The organism is Stenotrophomonas sp. SY1 (assembly GCF_021202945.1).
GTDB lineage: Bacteria > Pseudomonadota > Gammaproteobacteria > Xanthomonadales > Xanthomonadaceae > Stenotrophomonas.
Genome location: NZ_JAJOYR010000001.1, coordinates 1,413,654 through 1,429,898 on the forward strand (window position 1 = coordinate 1,413,654; position 16,245 = coordinate 1,429,898).

General features: G+C 65.0%; 17 protein-coding genes. 14 read left to right on the plus strand and 3 right to left on the minus strand.

Translation table 11 applies throughout. The features are described from left to right. Nucleotides 1-37: 37 nt before the first annotated feature. From nudE to LR961_RS05790, 10 genes are all read left to right on the plus strand, one after another. Nucleotides 38-586, plus strand: a complete 549-nt coding sequence (gene nudE / locus LR961_RS05745; protein ID WP_232147463.1) for an ADP compounds hydrolase NudE — start codon at nucleotides 38-40, stop codon at nucleotides 584-586. Continuing rightward, on the plus strand, nucleotides 583-1,398 hold the full coding sequence (gene cysQ / locus LR961_RS05750; RefSeq protein ID WP_232147464.1) for a 3'(2'),5'-bisphosphate nucleotidase CysQ: 816 nt from the start codon (nucleotides 583-585) through the stop codon (nucleotides 1,396-1,398). The genes nudE and cysQ overlap by 4 nt, the downstream gene beginning before the upstream one ends. A gap of 15 nt (nucleotides 1,399-1,413) precedes the next feature. Further along, nucleotides 1,414-2,250, plus strand: coding sequence for a nucleoside triphosphate pyrophosphohydrolase (gene mazG, locus LR961_RS05755; RefSeq protein ID WP_232147465.1), 837 nt, complete (start codon nucleotides 1,414-1,416; stop codon nucleotides 2,248-2,250). Continuing rightward, a complete protein-coding gene (locus tag LR961_RS05760) occupies nucleotides 2,247-2,570 on the plus strand; it encodes a YnfA family protein (protein ID WP_232147466.1) in 324 nt (107 codons plus the stop codon). Before mazG ends, LR961_RS05760 begins: the two co-directional genes overlap by 4 nt. Before the next feature lie 38 nt (nucleotides 2,571-2,608). Then, on the plus strand, nucleotides 2,609-2,911 hold the full coding sequence (locus LR961_RS05765; RefSeq protein WP_232147467.1) for a DUF962 domain-containing protein: 303 nt from the start codon (nucleotides 2,609-2,611) through the stop codon (nucleotides 2,909-2,911). Between the two features lie 155 nt (nucleotides 2,912-3,066). After that, on the plus strand, nucleotides 3,067-4,038 hold the full coding sequence (locus tag LR961_RS05770; protein ID WP_232147468.1) for an SPFH domain-containing protein: 972 nt from the start codon (nucleotides 3,067-3,069) through the stop codon (nucleotides 4,036-4,038). 3 nt (nucleotides 4,039-4,041) lie between these two features. Further along, nucleotides 4,042-4,473, plus strand: a complete 432-nt coding sequence (locus LR961_RS05775; protein ID WP_232147469.1) for an NfeD family protein — start codon at nucleotides 4,042-4,044, stop codon at nucleotides 4,471-4,473. A gap of 87 nt (nucleotides 4,474-4,560) precedes the next feature. Next, nucleotides 4,561-5,682, plus strand: a complete 1,122-nt coding sequence (gene gcvT, locus LR961_RS05780; protein WP_232147470.1) for a glycine cleavage system aminomethyltransferase GcvT — start codon at nucleotides 4,561-4,563, stop codon at nucleotides 5,680-5,682. An 88-nt stretch (nucleotides 5,683-5,770) separates the two neighbouring features. Continuing rightward, entirely contained in the window at nucleotides 5,771-6,166 is a 396-nt protein-coding gene (gene gcvH, locus LR961_RS05785) for a glycine cleavage system protein GcvH (RefSeq protein ID WP_232147471.1), read from the plus strand. A gap of 886 nt (nucleotides 6,167-7,052) precedes the next feature. Continuing rightward, entirely contained in the window at nucleotides 7,053-7,589 is a 537-nt protein-coding gene (locus tag LR961_RS05790; protein WP_232147472.1) for a hypothetical protein, read from the plus strand. A gap of 545 nt (nucleotides 7,590-8,134) precedes the next feature. Here the strand turns inward: LR961_RS05790 and LR961_RS05795 are convergent. After that, complete coding sequence (locus LR961_RS05795; protein WP_232147473.1) at nucleotides 8,135-9,547, minus strand: serine hydrolase domain-containing protein; 1,413 nt, start codon at nucleotides 9,545-9,547, stop codon at nucleotides 8,135-8,137. Between the two features lie 79 nt (nucleotides 9,548-9,626). Between LR961_RS05795 and LR961_RS05800 the strand changes: the two genes are divergently transcribed. Both LR961_RS05800 and LR961_RS05805 read left to right on the plus strand, forming a co-directional pair. Beyond that, entirely contained in the window at nucleotides 9,627-10,232 is a 606-nt protein-coding gene (locus LR961_RS05800; RefSeq protein ID WP_232147474.1) for a LemA family protein, read from the plus strand. A gap of 60 nt (nucleotides 10,233-10,292) precedes the next feature. Next, a complete protein-coding gene (locus LR961_RS05805; protein ID WP_232147475.1) occupies nucleotides 10,293-12,221 on the plus strand; it encodes a M48 family metallopeptidase in 1,929 nt (642 codons plus the stop codon). A 127-nt stretch (nucleotides 12,222-12,348) separates the two neighbouring features. On the opposite strand, the gene LR961_RS05810 is transcribed toward LR961_RS05805, so the two are convergent. After that, complete coding sequence (locus LR961_RS05810) at nucleotides 12,349-13,944, minus strand: choline dehydrogenase (protein WP_232147476.1); 1,596 nt, start codon at nucleotides 13,942-13,944, stop codon at nucleotides 12,349-12,351. A gap of 166 nt (nucleotides 13,945-14,110) precedes the next feature. Here LR961_RS05810 and LR961_RS05815 point away from each other — a divergent pair, with 166 nt between their 5' ends. Together LR961_RS05815 and LR961_RS05820 are read left to right on the plus strand one after the other, a co-directional pair. Then, nucleotides 14,111-15,439: an MFS transporter gene (locus LR961_RS05815; RefSeq protein ID WP_232147477.1), complete on the plus strand. Its 1,329-nt coding sequence runs from the start codon at nucleotides 14,111-14,113 to the stop codon at nucleotides 15,437-15,439. A 50-nt stretch (nucleotides 15,440-15,489) separates the two neighbouring features. Continuing rightward, a complete protein-coding gene (locus LR961_RS05820; RefSeq protein ID WP_232147478.1) occupies nucleotides 15,490-15,837 on the plus strand; it encodes a DUF1304 domain-containing protein in 348 nt (115 codons plus the stop codon). Between the two features lie 3 nt (nucleotides 15,838-15,840). Here the strand turns inward: LR961_RS05820 and LR961_RS05825 are convergent, their stop codons facing one another. Further along, a complete protein-coding gene (locus LR961_RS05825) occupies nucleotides 15,841-16,245 on the minus strand; it encodes a hypothetical protein (RefSeq protein ID WP_232147479.1) in 405 nt (134 codons plus the stop codon).

Here is a 16,245-nt window from a genome sequence, read left to right on the forward strand (position 1 = left end):
TTCTATCGGTCGTCCGCACTTCTGCCGGGAGCGGCGCATGAGCCGCCGGCTGCCATTGATCCACAAGGTCGAGGCCGAGAGCATCGGCCCGTTCCAGCAGGAGCAGCTGGATCTGGAGTTTTCCAACGGCGAGCGCCGGCATTTCCAGCGCCTGGTCAGCCGTGGTCACGGCGCGGTGGTGGTGGTGCCGATGCTCGATGACGAGACGGTGCTGCTGGTGCGTGAGTACGCCGCTGGCCTGCATCGCTACGAACTGGGCCTGGTCAAAGGCCGCATCGATGCCGGCGAGAGCCCGGTGGAAGCGGCCAACCGCGAGCTGAAGGAGGAGGCCGGTTACGGCGCCCATCAGCTCGACGTACTGCGTGCGCTGACCCTGGCGCCGACCTACATGAGCCATCAATCCTGGCTGGTGTTGGCGCGCGACCTGTACCCGGAGCGCCTGGTCGGTGACGAACCGGAGGAACTGGAAGTAGTGCCGTGGAAGCTGGCCGAGCTGGATCAGCTGATGTTGCGCGAGGACTTCTCCGAAGGTCGTTCGCTGGCGGCCCTGTTCATCGCCCGCGAATGGCTGGGGCGTGGCGCATGAACCATCTGGATACGCTCCAGCGCGAGGCCGTCATTGATATCGCCAGCCGTGCCGGTGCGGCGATCATGCAGGTCTACGCCAACGGTTTCGATATCGAACACAAGGCCGATGACAGCCCGGTCACCAGCGCCGACCTGGCCGCGCACCGGTTGATCGTGCAGGGCCTGTCGCAGCTGACCCCGGATGTGCCGGTGCTGTCGGAGGAGTCGGCGCAGCTGCCGTGGGAAACCCGTCGCCAGTGGCAGCGCTATTGGCTGGTGGACCCGCTCGACGGTACCCGTGAATTCATCAAGCGCAATGGCGAGTTCAGCGTGAATATCGCCCTGATCGACGATGGCCTGCCGGTGTTCGGCGTGGTCCAGGCGCCGGTGACCGGGGTGATCTGGCATGCCGAGCGCGGTGGCAACGCATTCCGTCGCCAGGGCGAACAGCAGCAACTCATCCGCACCCGCGTGCCTTCCCCAGCGCCGTTGCGGGTTGCTGCCAGCCGTTCGCACCGTGGCCCGCGTACCGAAGAGATGCTGTCGCGGATGGGCGATATCGAACTGGTCGCGCAGGGTTCCTCGCTCAAGTTCTGCCGCATCGCCGAAGGCTCGCTGGACGTGTACCCGCGCCTGGGCCCGACCAGCGAATGGGACACCGCCGCTGGCCAGTGCGTGCTGGAAGCCGCCGGCGGTGTGCTGCTGGCGGCCGATACCGGCGAAGCCTTCCATTACAACCGGCGTCCGCGCCTGCTCAATGGCGACTTCGTCGCGCTTGGCGATGCCTCGTTGCCTTGGCAGCAGTGGGTGGCCGGGTTGTTGAGCCACTGAGTACGACTGCATCCCATGCCCGCAAACGAACCGACTGATCTTGCACCGAACGACATCCGGTCACTGCTGAAGATCATGGCGCGCCTGCGCGACCCGCAGGCAGGCTGCCCGTGGGACCTGCAGCAGGATTTCGCCAGCATTGCGCCGTACACGGTGGAGGAGGCCTATGAAGTGGCCGATGCCATCGACCGCAACGACCTGGCCGATCTGAAGGATGAACTGGGCGACCTGCTGTTGCAGGTGGTGTTCCATGCGCAGATGGCCAGCGAGCAGGGCGCGTTCGATTTTGGCGACGTGGTGGCTTCGATCAGCAACAAGATGGTGCGCCGCCACCCGCATATCTTTGCCGACACCGCAGTGAACGATGCCGGTGATGTCAGCAGCAACTGGGAAGAGATCAAGCGTCGCGAACGTGCCGCCAAGGGCGAAGCCGATACCTCGGCACTGGCTGGCATTTCGCGCGGCCTGCCGGAGTGGCAGCGGGCGGTGAAGCTGCAATCGCGCGCGGCCCGTACCGGTTTCGACTGGCCGCAGGTAGCGCCGGTGCTGGACAAGCTGCGCGAGGAAATCGACGAAGTGCAGGCCGAATTCGCCGCCGCGCCGGTCGCCGACAACCAGGAACGGTTGCGGGAGGAAATCGGCGACGTGCTGTTTGTCTGCGCCAACCTGGCACGCCACGCCAAGGTGGATGTCGGCACGGCGCTGCGCCACGCCAACCACAAGTTTGAACGCCGCTTCCGTGCGATGGAGGCGCTGGCGGCCGGGCAGGGCGGCAACATGGCGGACCTCACACTGGAACAGCAGGAAGCGCTGTGGCAGGCAGTCAAACGTGACGAGAAGGCCGGCCAATGAAGACCGCGCTTCTGTTCTTTGTCACTGCATTGGCCGAGATCATCGGCTGCTACCTGCCGTGGTTGTGGCTGCGCAAGCAGGGCAGCCCGTGGTTGCTGCTGCCGGCTGCCGCCAGCCTGGCGCTGTTCGCCTGGTTGCTGACCCTGCACCCGACCGCTACCGGCCGCGTCTATGCCGCCTACGGTGGCGTCTACGTCTGCGTGGCGCTGTTGTGGCTGTGGCTGGTGGATTCGGTCAAGCCCACCCGTTGGGACCTGCTCGGCGGCGGCCTGTGCCTGCTGGGCATGGCCGTGATCATGTTCGCGCCGCGCGGCAACTGAAGGTCGTATCCTGCTGCCGGAAATCCCGGGAGCAGGCCATGTCGCGTTTCAGCAGCTTCAGCCAGTTCTACCCGTACTACCTGGAAGAACACCGCAACCGCATCTGTCGGCGGCTGCATTTCGTTGGCAGTTGTGCAGCGCTGGCCTGCCTGGCGATGGCCATCGGCCAAGGCCAGTGGGGCTGGCTGCTGGCCGCCGTGTTGTGCGGTTATGGCTTCGCCTGGATTGGGCATTTCTTCTTCGAGAAGAACCGGCCGGCTACTTTCAGCCATCCGTTCTATTCCTTTGCCGGCGACTGGGTGATGTTTGCCGACATCCTGCGAGGGCGGCTGCCACTGTGATGGCCGGTCGCGGCTAGGCGCCTGGTCGCATTCACCTTGCAGGAGCCGCGGCGCGTTGTGCCTGTTTGCCATCCGCGCTGGCATACGGCGATGGACACGGGCGGCGCTGTCGGCGCTGGCTATACTCGGTGCACATACATCACAAGGAGTGGGTCATGGGTAGCGGCGCAGGGGTTCTGGCACTGGTCGTGGTGGTGGCCGGCATCATCATCCTGTTCAAGACGGTGCGGATGGTGCCGCAGGGTTTTGAGTGGACGGTGGAACGTTTCGGCAAGTACACGCACACGATGTCGCCCGGGCTGCACTTCCTGATCCCGATCGTCTACGGCGTCGGCCGCAAGGTGAACATGATGGAGCAGGTGCTGGACGTGCCCAGCCAGGAAGTGATCACCAAGGACAACGCAGCCGTGCGCGTGGACGGAGTGGTGTTCTTCCAGGTGCTGGACGCGGCCAAGGCCGCCTACGAGGTCGCCAACCTGGAAGTGGCGATGATCGCCCTGGTGCAGACCAACATCCGCACGGTGATCGGCTCGATGGACCTGGATGAGTCGCTGAGCCAGCGCGAAGTGATCAATGCCCAGCTGTTGAGCGTGGTCGACCAGGCCACCAATCCGTGGGGCGTGAAGGTAAACCGCATCGAGATCCGCGATATCCAGCCGCCGCGCGATCTGCTCGACGCCATGGCGCGGCAGATGAAGGCCGAGCGCGAAAAGCGTGCGCAGATCCTGGAGGCCGAAGGTTCGCGCCAGTCCGAAATCCTGCGCGCCGAAGGCGAGAAGCAGGCCACGGTGCTGGAAGCCGAAGGCCGCAAGGAAGCCGCGTTCCGCGACGCCGAAGCGCGTGAGCGCCAGGCCGAGGCCGAAGCCAAGGCGACCACGCTGGTGTCCGATGCCATCGCCCAGGGCGACGTGCAGGCCATCAACTACTTCATCGCGCAGAAGTACGTGGAGGCGTTCGGCAAGCTGGCCAGTTCGCCCAACCAGAAGTTGGTGCTGATGCCGATGGAGGCCACTGGTGTGATCAGCTCCATCGCCGGTGTGGCGGAACTGGCCAAGGAAGCGTTCGCCAAGCAGGACGATCGCAAGCCGAATGCGTCGCGCGGCAACCCGCCGCCGCTGGAGCGCTGAGCCATGCGCTGGGAAGTGGTGATCTGGGCGGCGTTGGCGGTGACCTTGTTCGCCGCCGAAGCGCTGGCGCCTGGCGCATTCATGCTGTGGATGGGCATCGCCGCCGCAGCGGTGTTCCTGACCGTGTGGGCTTTCGAGGGAATGACGGTACTGGCGCAGATCATCCTGTTCGTGGTGCTGAGCTTCGTTTCCATCCAGGTCTACCGCACCTGGTTCCGCAAGCGCGGGCGGCAGAGTGACCAGCCGATGCTCAACCGCCGCGCCGAACAACTGGTCGGGCGCGTGGTGGAGCTGGAGCAGGCCATCGTTGATGGCCATGGGCGCGCCAAGGTGGGCGATGCGTTGTGGGTCGTCGCCGGCCCCGATCTGCCAGCAGGCAGCCGCGTGCGGATCATTGCCGTGGACGGCATGACCCTGAAAGTCCAGCAGGCCTGACCTGGCTGCGGCGCCGTCGTGTGGCGGTGCCGCAGGTTTTCGCGTTGCCCATCTGGGATAATGGCGGCCCCTTTTTGTGGAACGGCCATGACCCTGAAAACCCAGCTCAACGAAACCCACCGCTCGCTCGGCGCCAAAATGGTCGACTTCGGCGGCTGGGACATGCCGATCCACTACGGTTCGCAGATCGACGAGCACCACCTGGTGCGCCGTGCCGCCGGCATGTTCGACGTGAGCCACATGACCGTGGTTGACCTCAAGGGCGCGCGTACCCGCGAGTTCCTGCGCCACCTGCTGGCCAACTCCATCGACAAGCTCAAGGTCAGTGGCAAGGCGCTGTACTCGTGCATGCTCAACGCGCAGGGCGGGGTGATCGACGACCTGATCGTCTATTTCCTGGCCGAGGACTTCTTCCGCATGGTGGTCAACGCCTCCACCCGCGAGAAGGACCTGGCATGGATCCGTCAGCACGCTGCTGCCTTCGACGTGGACGTCATCGAGCGCGAAGAACTGGCCATCGTTGCCGTGCAGGGGCCGCAGGCGCGCACGCTGGTGTCCGGTCTGGTGGCCGACGCCGACCGCGCCGCGCTGGACAAGCTCGGTCGCTTCGCCGCACTGGAGGTGACCTCCAGCGCCGGCGTGCCGTTGTTTGTCGCCCGTACCGGTTACACCGGTGAGGACGGTTACGAAGTGCTGTTGCCGCAGACCGACGTGGTCGCGTTCTGGAACGCACTGCTGGAAGCCGGTGTGAAGCCGGCCGGCCTGGGTGCACGCGACACGCTGCGCCTGGAAGCGGGCATGAATCTTTACGGCCAGGACATGGACGAAGCCGTCAGCCCGTTCGAGGCCGCACTGGCCTGGACCGTGGCGTTGGACAACCAGCCTGATGGAGCACCGCGTGACTTCATCGGCCGCCCGGTGCTCGAAGCACAGAAGGCTGCCGGCAACGCGCGCCAGATGATCGGCGTGGTGATGGACGAGAAGGGCGTGCTGCGCCACGGCCAGAAGGTGCTCACCGCCAATGGCGAAGGCGAGATCCTGTCCGGTACCTTCTCACCGACGCTGGGCAAGGCAATCGCCTTTGCCCGCGTACCCGCCGGCGAGCCGGCCGACGTACGCGTGGACATCCGTGGCAAGGAAGTACCGGTGCGCGTGGTGAAGTTCCCGTTCGTGCGCGACGGCCAGGCACAGGCCGGCATCAACGTTTGAAACCCCTGGACCGGGTCGGAAGCCACCCCGAGCCCGGTCCGTTAAACTAGCGATCCATCCCGACCATCGTTTTTTTCGGAGCAGTTCCATGAGCGAGATCCCCGGCGACCTCAAATTCCTCAAGTCCCACGAGTGGGCCCGTGCTGAAGGCAACGGCCGCGTCACCGTTGGTATTTCCGACCATGCCCAGGGCCTGTTGGGCGACCTGGTCTACGTCGAACTGCCGGGCGTCGGCGACACCGTGCAGGCCGGCAATGCCGCTGCGGTGGTGGAGTCGGTGAAGGCGGCATCGGACGTGTACAGCCCGGTCTCCGGCACCGTTGTCGAAGTCAACGAAGCGCTGACCGACAAGCCGGAAACCATCAACGAAGATGCCTACGGCGACGGTTGGCTGTTCGTGGTGGAGCTGGCCGAGCCGGAGCAGTTGAACGACCTGCTTGGCCCGGACGACTACGCGCAGATGCTGGAAGACGAAGAGCACTAAGCCTCCTCGTTTCCGCGAAAACGGCCGCCAACTGGCGGCCGTTTTTTTTGGGGGACGATGTCACTGCCATGTGAGGAGCACAGGCGTGCTCGGGGTGTTCGTCTGCAAGGTGGAAAGCAGCCGGAGTCGATCGCCGCGATGTCATCGTCGCGTGATGATCCGACGTGCTCGACGTCGCTTGGCGACATGAGCAAGTGGCATCTGCTGATGCGTCGAGTGGTGTGTCCGGTGCTGTTCGAGTGCGTACGAGGGAGCGACAAGGCGTCGTTTTTTTTGCGCAAATCGAACCGTGCATGTGGCAATGTGCGGGTGGCGGTGCAAAATATTTTGGGGTGTTGGGTACAGCTTTCAGGCGCGGTTGCCGGCACCTGCAACGCGCGCGGACACGCATGCAAAGACGTACGCACATATTGTGCGCGCGAAAGAATAGTGCGTTTTTCCCGATGTTTTTTTGCATTCGTATTTCGGTAGCGTGTCTGCTTGCCGGTTGCGGGCGAGCTTGTTGGCTACCTTTGCCTGGCCGGCCGGTGTCGGTGGCCGGAGGCCGGGGCGAAAAATTTTTCGAACAGACTGTTGACAGTAAAAAAAACCGTGATTAGGTTTCGCCCAGCAGACCTTTCCTGCGGAAGCGAGTGAGCCGGATCAACATTCAGACGCGAAGCACAACTTGGACGTCCGCCAGGATCTCTTCAATGGTGGAGCAGGACTCGCTTCCTTCCGCGAAACACCCCCCCGAATTCAACATGGCACCCGCAGCGGGAACCGTTGCGGGTGTTTCTGTATCCGTCACGACGTGCATGACGCGTCGTCGGTCCTCCGCGGTACACCGCGGATTTGCTTCAACTGGGCATTTCAATTCCATAGATCACTGACGAGGAACCATCCTATGGCCACGAAGAAAGCTGCTAAAAAGCCGGCCGCCAAGAAGGCGGTCAAGAAAGTTGCCAAGAAAGCCGCTGTGAAGAAGGTTGCCAAGAAGGCAACCGCCAAGAAGGCGGTAAAGAAGGTCGCCAAGAAGGCAACTGCCAAGAAGGCCGTCAAGAAGACTGCAAAGAAGGCAGTGAAGAAGACCGTCAAGAAGGCAGCCGCCAAGAAGGCCGTCAAGAAGACTGCCAAGAAGGCAGTGAAGAAGACCGTCAAGAAGGCAGCCGCCAAGAAGGCCGTCAAGAAGACTGCAAAGAAGGCCGTCAAGAAGACTGCCAAGAAGGCAGTGAAGAAGACCGCCAAGAAGGCAGTAGCCAAGAAGGCCGTCAAGAAGACCGCCAAGAAGGCAACCGCCAAGAAGGCTGTAAAGAAGACCGCGAAGAAGGCCGTTGCCAAGAAGCCGGCCGCCAAGAAGGCTGCTGCAAAGAAGAAGCCGGCTGCTCGCAAGAAGAAGACCGCTCCGATCGCGCTGCCGACCACTGTGGCACCGCTGATCTGATCCAGCTTCACTAGCAGTACCTGAAACTCCTTCCCCGACTGCCCAGCGGGGAGGGAGTTTTTTTATGCGCGGATGTCGCCGGGCGGGGCGCCTGGGAGCAGGGGCTGCCATGGCTGTTGCAGGAGCGGCTTCAGCCGCGAAGCTACTGCTGCTTCGAAGACGGAAGAGCTACCCCTGCCCAACCCTCCCTTGGCTTTGCCAAAGGGAGGGGGCAGGGCGTGACGTCGTCGAAGGGGCCGATGCTGTGGCTGTTGTACGAGCGGCGTCAGTCGCGAAGCCACTGCTGCATTCGAAGACGGAAGAGCTACCCCTCCCCAACCCTCCCCTTGGCTTTGCCAAAGGGAGGGGGCAGGGCACGACGCCGTCGAAGCGTCCGATGCTGTAGCTGTTGTAGGAGCGGCGACAGCCGCGAAGCCATTGCTGCATCCGACGACGGAAGAACTGCTTTTCCCAACGTGCCCGATGCTTTGGCACAGGCTCGGGGAGCCGCAAAGAAGAAAGGCGGCCATCGGCCGCCTTTCGGGTGTTGCAGTAGATGCAGCAGGTCAGCGCGGCGAAGCGTTGGCGCGTTCGGAAGAGGCGCCCTTCTTGCCGCCACGCGTGGGCGTGCCGTCTTCGGCCATCAGGTTGTCGCTGCCGAAGTCGGTGTCGACATCGAGCCAGCGTTGCGACGGCAGGCCGATGGCACGGTCAAGGATGGTCGGCATCAGCCCGCTCGGCAGGCTGCTCTCGCCATTCCACATCACCGCGATGCCGAGGTCGCGCTCGGGCAGCAGTGCCACCAGTCCGCGATAGCCCTGCACGGCGCCGGCATGGAACACCACCTGGTGGCCGGAGTAATCGAACACGCGCCAACCCAAGGCGTAACCGGCCGAGTCCAGGCGCTGGTGGCGCCAGCCCGAACGCATTTCGCCGGGCGTGCTGACCAGCGGTGCATGCAGCGTGGCCAGCAGCGGCGCCGGCAACACGTCGGGGCGGTGTCCGGTGTGGGCGAGCAGCCATTGCGCCATGTCGCTGGCGCTGGCGTTGACGCCGGCCGCCGGTGCAACGCGGTAGTAGGTGGGCTTGGGGTTGAGCGAGACCCAGCCGTTGCGGCTGCGCACATGCGGGCGTGCCCAGCGCGAACTGGCCTGGATGCCGGCAAGGCCGAGGCTTGCGTCATTCATGCCCAGCGGCTTGAGGATGCGCTTCTCCACGGCCTGCTCGTAGAAGTTGCCGGAGGCGGCAAACACCACGTCGCCGACCAGGCTGAAGGCCACGTTCTGGTAGGCGTAGCAGTCGCCAGGTGCGCACTTGAGCGGTGCGCTGGCCAGCTTCTGGGTGAGCGTGTAGTAATCGGTGTTGGCTTCGACGTCGCGGTCGTAGGCGTTGTAGGGCAGGCCGACGCGATGGCTGAGTACGTCGGCGACAGTCAGCTTGCTGGTTGCCTCCGGCGAAGCCAGTCGGAAGCCGGGCACGTAGTCGGTGATCTTGCTGTCCCAGCGCAGGGTGCCGTCGTTGACCAGCAGGCCGGCCATGGTGCCGGCGAAGGCCTTGGACAACGAGGCCAGGCGGAACACGGTATGAGCATCGACCGGCTGCGGGCTGCTGATGTCGGTGACACCGTAGCCGCGCGCGGACAGGATGCGGCCGTTCTGCACGATGGCCATGGCCATGCCCGGGACGCGGTTGCCGTAGGTCAGCTGCTCGGCCATCGATTCAAGTGCGGCGACATTGAAGTCCGCCGGCAGCGGCTGCACCTGGTCCGGGCGCAGCGCTACCCGGTAGGGCATCGGCTGTGTCGGTGATTGCGCGGGTGCGTTTTCCAGATTCGCCGGCAATGCGGCGGCAGTCATCGCCGTGGGCAGGGTGCCCTGCGTGGGCGTCTGTGCGGTAGAGGACAATGCGAAGGGCATCAGTACCCCCAGCAACCCCGATGCAACCGGGCGGATCGGCCGGCGTGTGCGCTTGTCTTTCATCGTGATCGGTGCCTGTAAGCTACTGCTGCCGGCGATTCTAGCGCCGCTTTTCGCCATTGCACAAACGGGGAGAGAATGAATGGGCATCATCTTGATATTGCTTATTTTTATTGTGGTGGTGGTCGCAGTGGCCGGCGTGGGTATCGGCATCTACAACGGGCTGGTGCGGGGCAGGAACGCTTTCAGGAATGCCTTTGCCCAGATCGACGTGCAGCTGCAGCGCCGTTTTGACCTGATTCCCAACCTGGTGGAGACCGCCAAGGCCTACATGGGCCATGAGCGACAGACGCTGGAAGCGGTGATCGCCGCACGCAGTGCCGCCCAGTCAGGTCTGGCTGCGGCCAAGGCCAATCCGGGCGATGCGGCGGCGATGGCGCAGCTGGCTGCTTCGCAGGGGCAGTTGAACAACGTGCTCGGGCGGCTGATGGCGGTGGCCGAGGCCTACCCGGATCTGAAAGCCAACCAGAACATGATGCAGCTCAGTGAGGAGCTGACCAGCACCGAGAACCGGGTGGCGTTCGCGCGGCAGGCGTACAACGACGCGGTGATGGCCTACAACAACCGTCGCGAGACGTTCCCGGCCAATGTGTTTGCCGGCATGTTCAATTTCCCGAGTGCCGCGTTGCTGGATATTCCGCTGGAGAAGCGCGAACAGGTGCGCGAGGCACCGAAGGTCCAGTTCTGACGCAGGCCGGATGGGGTGCCGCACGCGATCGGGCGTAGCCGGCAGCAGCAAGGGGGCGGGATGAACTTTTTCGAACACCAGGCGCAGGCGCGACGGAATTCGGGCCGCTTGTTGCTGCTGTTCGCGTTGGCGGTGATCGCCATCGTGGCCGTGATCGACGTGCTGGTGCTGTGGGTCAGCGGCAGCGTGCAGATGGCGCTGTGGAGCACGCTGGTGACCGTGGCGGTGATCGGCCTGGCCTCGTTGTATCGCGTCTCCAAGCTGCGCGGTGGCGGCGAGGTGGTGGCGCTGCAGATGGGCGGCACCGAAGTGCCGGCAAACACCACCGATCCCGCATTGAGGCGCCTGCGCAACGTGGTGGAGGAAATCGCCATTGCCTCCGGCGTACCGATGCCGCGCCTGTACGTGCTGGAACAGGAACCGGGCATCAATGCGTTCGCTGCCGGTTACTCCCCGGCCGACGCAGCCATCGCGGTGACGCGCGGCACCTTGCAGCGGCTCAACCGCGACGAGTTGCAGGGCGTGATCGCCCATGAGTTCAGCCACATCCTCAACGGCGACATGCGCCTGAACATCCGGCTGATGGGCGTACTGTTCGGCATCCTGATGATCAGCGTGATCGGCCGCCGCGTGCTGATGCATATGGGCGCCGGTTCGCGTGTGCGCAGTGGCCGCACGCTGGGGCCGGTGGTGGCGTTGCTGATCGCCGGCCTGGTGGCGATGGCGATCGGCAGCATCGGGGTGCTGCTCGGGCGGCTGATCAAGGCGGCGGTATCACGCCAGCGCGAAGTGCTGGCCGACGCCTCGGCGGTGCAGTTCACGCGGCAGACGCAAGGTCTGGCTGGCGCACTGAAGAAGATTGGTGGCTTGCCGGATGGTTCGCGCCTGGTCGACCGTGCCGGCGCGGAGGAGGTGAGCCACATGTTGTTCGGCGAGGGCCTGGGCTTCTCGCGCTGGTTTGCCACGCACCCGCCGCTGGTCGAGCGCATTCAACGGCTGGAGCCTGCGTTCAATGCCGCGCAGTTGCAGCAGCTGCGCGGCCGTTGGTTTACCAGTCCGCCCGATGGCATGGCCGAAGACATGGCGCTGGGATTGGTGCCGACCGACGCTTCGGCAACGCGGGCAGTACCGCCGTCATTGCCGGGGGGCGCTGAGTCGCGGCCTATCGATCCGGCCCAGGTTGCGGCGCAGGTCGCCACGCCGGGCGACGATGATTACCAGCAGGCATTGCGCCTGGCCGGCAACCTGCCGGTGGCGTTGCGCGAGCTGGCGCGTGACAAGACCGTCGCCCCGACGCTGCTGCTGGCGCTGTTGCGCGATGGCGATGCGCAGGTGGCCGCACGCCAGCGCGAGGCCGTACGGGCGCAACTGGGCGCGGACGTGGCCGAACACATGCAGGTGCTTGCCGATGGCCCGCTGCGCGGATTGCATGCGGCCTTGCGCCTGCCGCTGGCGACGTTGGCATTTCCGGCGTTGAGGGCGCAGCCGCGTCCGCAGCTGCAGGTGTTCCTGCAGTGCATCGATGTACTGGCCCATGCCGATGGGCGAATTTCGCTGTTCGAGTACTGCCTGTCGCGCTTGTTGCAGGTGCAGGTGCAGGCCGCGCTGGACCCGTCGCGACACCTGCATTTCGGCCGGCGCAAGACCATCAGCGTGCGCCAGGAGTTCGCCACGTTGCTGGCGGTGGTGGCATGGGCGGGTAATCCCGGCGACACCGCGGCCGCGCGCCGCGCGTACCTGGCCGGGTTGCACCGCATCCTGCCGCAGGATCACCTTCCGTACGTGCCGCCCGCCGCCGGTGTGTTGGCATTGGATGCGGTGTGGGAACCGCTGGACGCGCTCGATCCGCTGGCCAAGCAGGTGCTGGTGGAATCGGTGGCGGCAACCGTCAGCCACAACCAGCGCATCAGCGTGGCCGAGGCAGAGCTGCTGCGCACGATCTGCGGTGCGCTGCATTGCCCGTTGCCGGCGTTGTTGGCGGCAGCGTAGGGCTCGGCCATGCCCGGCAGTGGCTTTCCCGCTGATGCCTCAGCGGAGCGTGCGTTGGCGCCGGTAGTGACGGGCGACGCTCGGCAGCAGTCTTCCCGCTGATGCTTCGGCGGAGCCTGGCTCCGCTCTACAGGGAATCCGGCGCCAGAATCAGGCTGGCGGCGCGCTCGGCAATCATGATGGTCGGCGCGTTGGTGTTGCCGCTGAGCAGGCTGGGCATCACCGAGGCGTCGATCACGCGCAGGCCGTCGATGCCGCGCACCCGCAGCTGCGGGTCCACCACCGCCGCTGCATCGCTGCCCATGCGGCAGGTGCCGATCGGGTGGTAGATGGTTTCGGCCTTGGCGCGGATGAAGGCTTCCAGACCGGCGTCGTCCAGGTCATCCCGGTCGGGGAACAGCGGCGCCTTGCGCCACGGAGCGAATGCCGTTTGCTGCAGGATGTCGCGGCTCAGGCGAGCGGCTTCGACCATCATCTTCAGGTCGAAGCCTTCGGCATCGCCGAGGTAGTTGGCGTGGATGCGTGCCGGTGCCAGCGGGTCGTTGCTGGCCAGGCGGATATGACCACGACTGCGCGGGTGCAGGTAGCAGGCGTGCAGCGTGTAACCGTCGCCGGGCAGGCGATGGCGGCCGTGGTTGTCGAGCATCGCCGGGACGAAATGGAACTGGATGTCGGCACGTTCGTCCGGGGCGAAGCGTGAGCGGATGAAGCCGCCGGCCTCGGCCACGTTGCTGGTGCCGGCGCCGCGATGACCGCGCAGGAAGTAGTCGAAGCCGATCTTCAGCTCACTGGCGCGGTCGTAGCTGACGCCGGGCACGGTGCGGTAGAGCGTGCAGATGTCCAGGTGATCCTGCAGGTTGGCGCCGACGCCGGGCTGGTCCAACTGCACATCGATGCCGTGACTGCGCAGGTGCTCGGCCGGGCCGATGCCGGACAGCATCAACAGCTGCGGCGAGTTGATCGCACCGGCGCTGAGCAGCACCTCGCGCGTGGCATGCAGTTGCTGGCGCTGACCACCCGCGCGCAGTACCACGCCGCTGGCGCGGCCGTTGTCGATCTGGATGCGTTCCACCTGGGCACCGGTCAGCACCTGCAGGTTGGGGCGATGCCGCGCCGGGGCGAGGTAGGCCGCGGCCGAAGAACAACGCGCGCCATCCTTCTGGGTGACCTGGTACAGACCCACGCCTTGGTGCTGCGGTCCGTTGAAGTCGTTGTTGAGCGCGTGGCCGGCCTGCTGTCCGGCATCAAGGAAGGCACGGGTCAGTGGATTGACGTGGCGCAGGTCGGATACCCGCAGCGGGCCGTCGGCACCGTGCAGCGCGTCGGCACCGCGGGCATTGCCTTCGCTGTGACGGAACCACGGCAGCACACTGTTCCAATCCCAGCCGCTGGCACCGGCCTGCGCCCAGCGGTCGTAGTCGCCGGGCACGCCGCGCACGTAGCACATGGCATTGATCGAACTGGACCCACCCAGCACCTTGCCGCGCGGCCACCACAGGCGGCGGTTGTTCAAGGCCGGCTCCGGCTCGGTGTCGTAGCTCCAGTTGACCCGGCGGTTGTTGACCAGGCGGGCGATGCCGGCCGGCATGTGGATGAAGGGGTGCCAGTCGCGCGGGCCGGCTTCTATCAGCAGTACCCGCAATTGTGGGTCGGCGCTGAGCCGGTTTGCCAGTACGCAGCCGGCCGAGCCGGCACCGACGATGATGTAGTCGAATTCCTTCACGGCGTTCCCCTTCCCAATCATTGCAGGATAGAACGCCGCGTTGTTGTCTGACATCCCTGCGCGCACTGGCGATGTTGCGGTGCATTAGATAACTTACGCGCTTCGCAGCCCCCCCGGAGTTCCCGATGTCGCCGTCCTGTCGCCACCCGCATTCCCGGGGTGCTGCATGAGCGTGTCTGGCCGGCCCGGCCCGTTGCTGCGGCTGATCCAGGCGCTGCGTGAATCGCCGGCGCTGTTGTGGTCGTTCCTGTACTTCTTCTGCCTGCTCAGCGGCTACTACGTGCTGCGCCCGGTGCGCGAGGCCATGGCCGCTTCGGCGGACCTGCAGACGATCTTCCCGACGGCGCTGATTGCCTGGTTTGACGTGCGCGGCATGCCATTGAAGGACTTCACCCTGCAGTTCCTGTTCACCTGCGTGTTCCTGATCATGCTGGTGATGCAGCCGCTGTACGGCTGGGTGGTCAGCCGCTTTCCGCGCAGGGTGTTCCTGCCGGTGGTGTACGGCTTCTTCATCGTCACGCTGCTGGGCTTCTACGCGATGTTCAACAGCGGCGTGCCGGGGCGGGGCATGGCGTTCTTCTTCTGGATCAGCGTGTACAACCTGTTCGCGGTGGCGGTGTTCTGGAGCTTCATGGCCGATGTGTTCTCCAATGCCCAGGCCCGCGCGTACTACGGCTACATCGGCGCGGCCGGCACGGTCGGAGCGTTCCTTGGCCCGATCATCACCAGCTCGCTGGTGCAGCGGGTGGGCATTGCCAATCTGATGCTGGTCTCGGTCGGGTTCCTGATCAGCTGCGTGTTCTGCGTCTGGCAACTGCGCAAGTGGGCGGTGCTGCGCGAGCGCGAGCAGCAGCTGGCAGATGGCGAACAGCCGATGGGTGGCAGCGTCATGGATGGCCTGAAGCTGATCGTGCGCGAACCGCTGCTGCGCTGGCTGGCGTTGATGGTGCTGTTCGGCGTGGGCATCGGCACCACGCTGTACAACGAGCAGGCCTCCATCGTGCGGCGGATGATCACCGATCCGGCCGCCAGTACCGCGTTCTATTCGCGTATCGACCTGGCGGTGAATGCGTTGACCCTGGTGATCCAGCTGGGTGTGACCCGCTGGTTGCTGTCGCGCTTCGGCATCGCCCCGGCGCTGCTGATTCCGGGCTTTGCCATCATCATCGGCTTCTCGGCGCTGGCCGCTTCACCGCTGCCGCTGATGGTGGCGATGGTGCAGGTGCTCACCCGCGCCAGTGAGTTCTCGCTGGGCAAGCCGGCGCGCGAGACCATCTACACGCGTGTGGACCGGCAATGGCGTTACAAGGCCGGTGCAGCCATCGACACGGTGGTCTATCGCGGTGCCGACCTGACCTTCGCCTGGGTCCACAAGGGCCTGTCGCTGTTTGGTTCGCACGTGGTGTTCGCCGGCGGCACGCTGGTGGCGATATGCATGACGCTGTCGGCACTGGGCGTGTTGCGCGAGGAAAAGAAGTTGCCCCGCGATCGCTGAGTGCAGCTGCGCGTCACCTTGTCCTTGTTGACCTGAAGGAAACAACGCCCATGTCCCTGCTCGCGCTGCTGCTGACCGTACTGGTCGCAATCCTGCACGTGTACTTCCTGGTGCTGGAGATGTTCCTGTGGACGCGCCCGCTGGGGCTGAAGACCTTCCGCAACACGCCGCAGAAGGCGGAGACGACCCGCGTGCTGGCGGCCAACCAGGGCTTGTACAACGGGTTCCTCGCCGCCGGGATCATCGCCGGGCTGGCACTTGGGCAACCGGTGCTGGTGACGTTCTCGCTGGTCTGTGTGGTGGTGGCCGGCGCGTATGGCGCGTGGAGCGTGAGCCCGCGCATTTTCCATATCCAGGCCGTGCCGGCGATTCTTGCGCTGGTGTTGCGGGCGTTCTGAAGCTCAGCGGCTGATGGCACGCATGAAGCCCAGCCACATCGGCATGGCATGCAGCGCCGCGCCCAGCACGAACAGGCCGGTCAGCAGATGCACGCGCCAGTCGTTGATGCGCAGGAACACGAACTGTTCAATCGCGCGGCCCAGCCAGAACAACGCCATGAAGCACAGCAGCACCAGCCCCAGCCGCGTGTCGACCAGGTCCGCGGTGAAGGTCAGCGCGATCACCCCCATTCCGAAAAAGACGTAGATCACGCGCAGATTGAGGATCTGCATGATCGCGCGGTTGGCGGCGCTGACACGGGCAAGCTCGTGCTTCCATCCAAACAACCGCCAGAACGCCAGATGGAAGGCGGCAAAAGCCAGGCTGTGAATGCCTGCCAGGCGCACCAGCAGTTCAGCGGTTGTCAT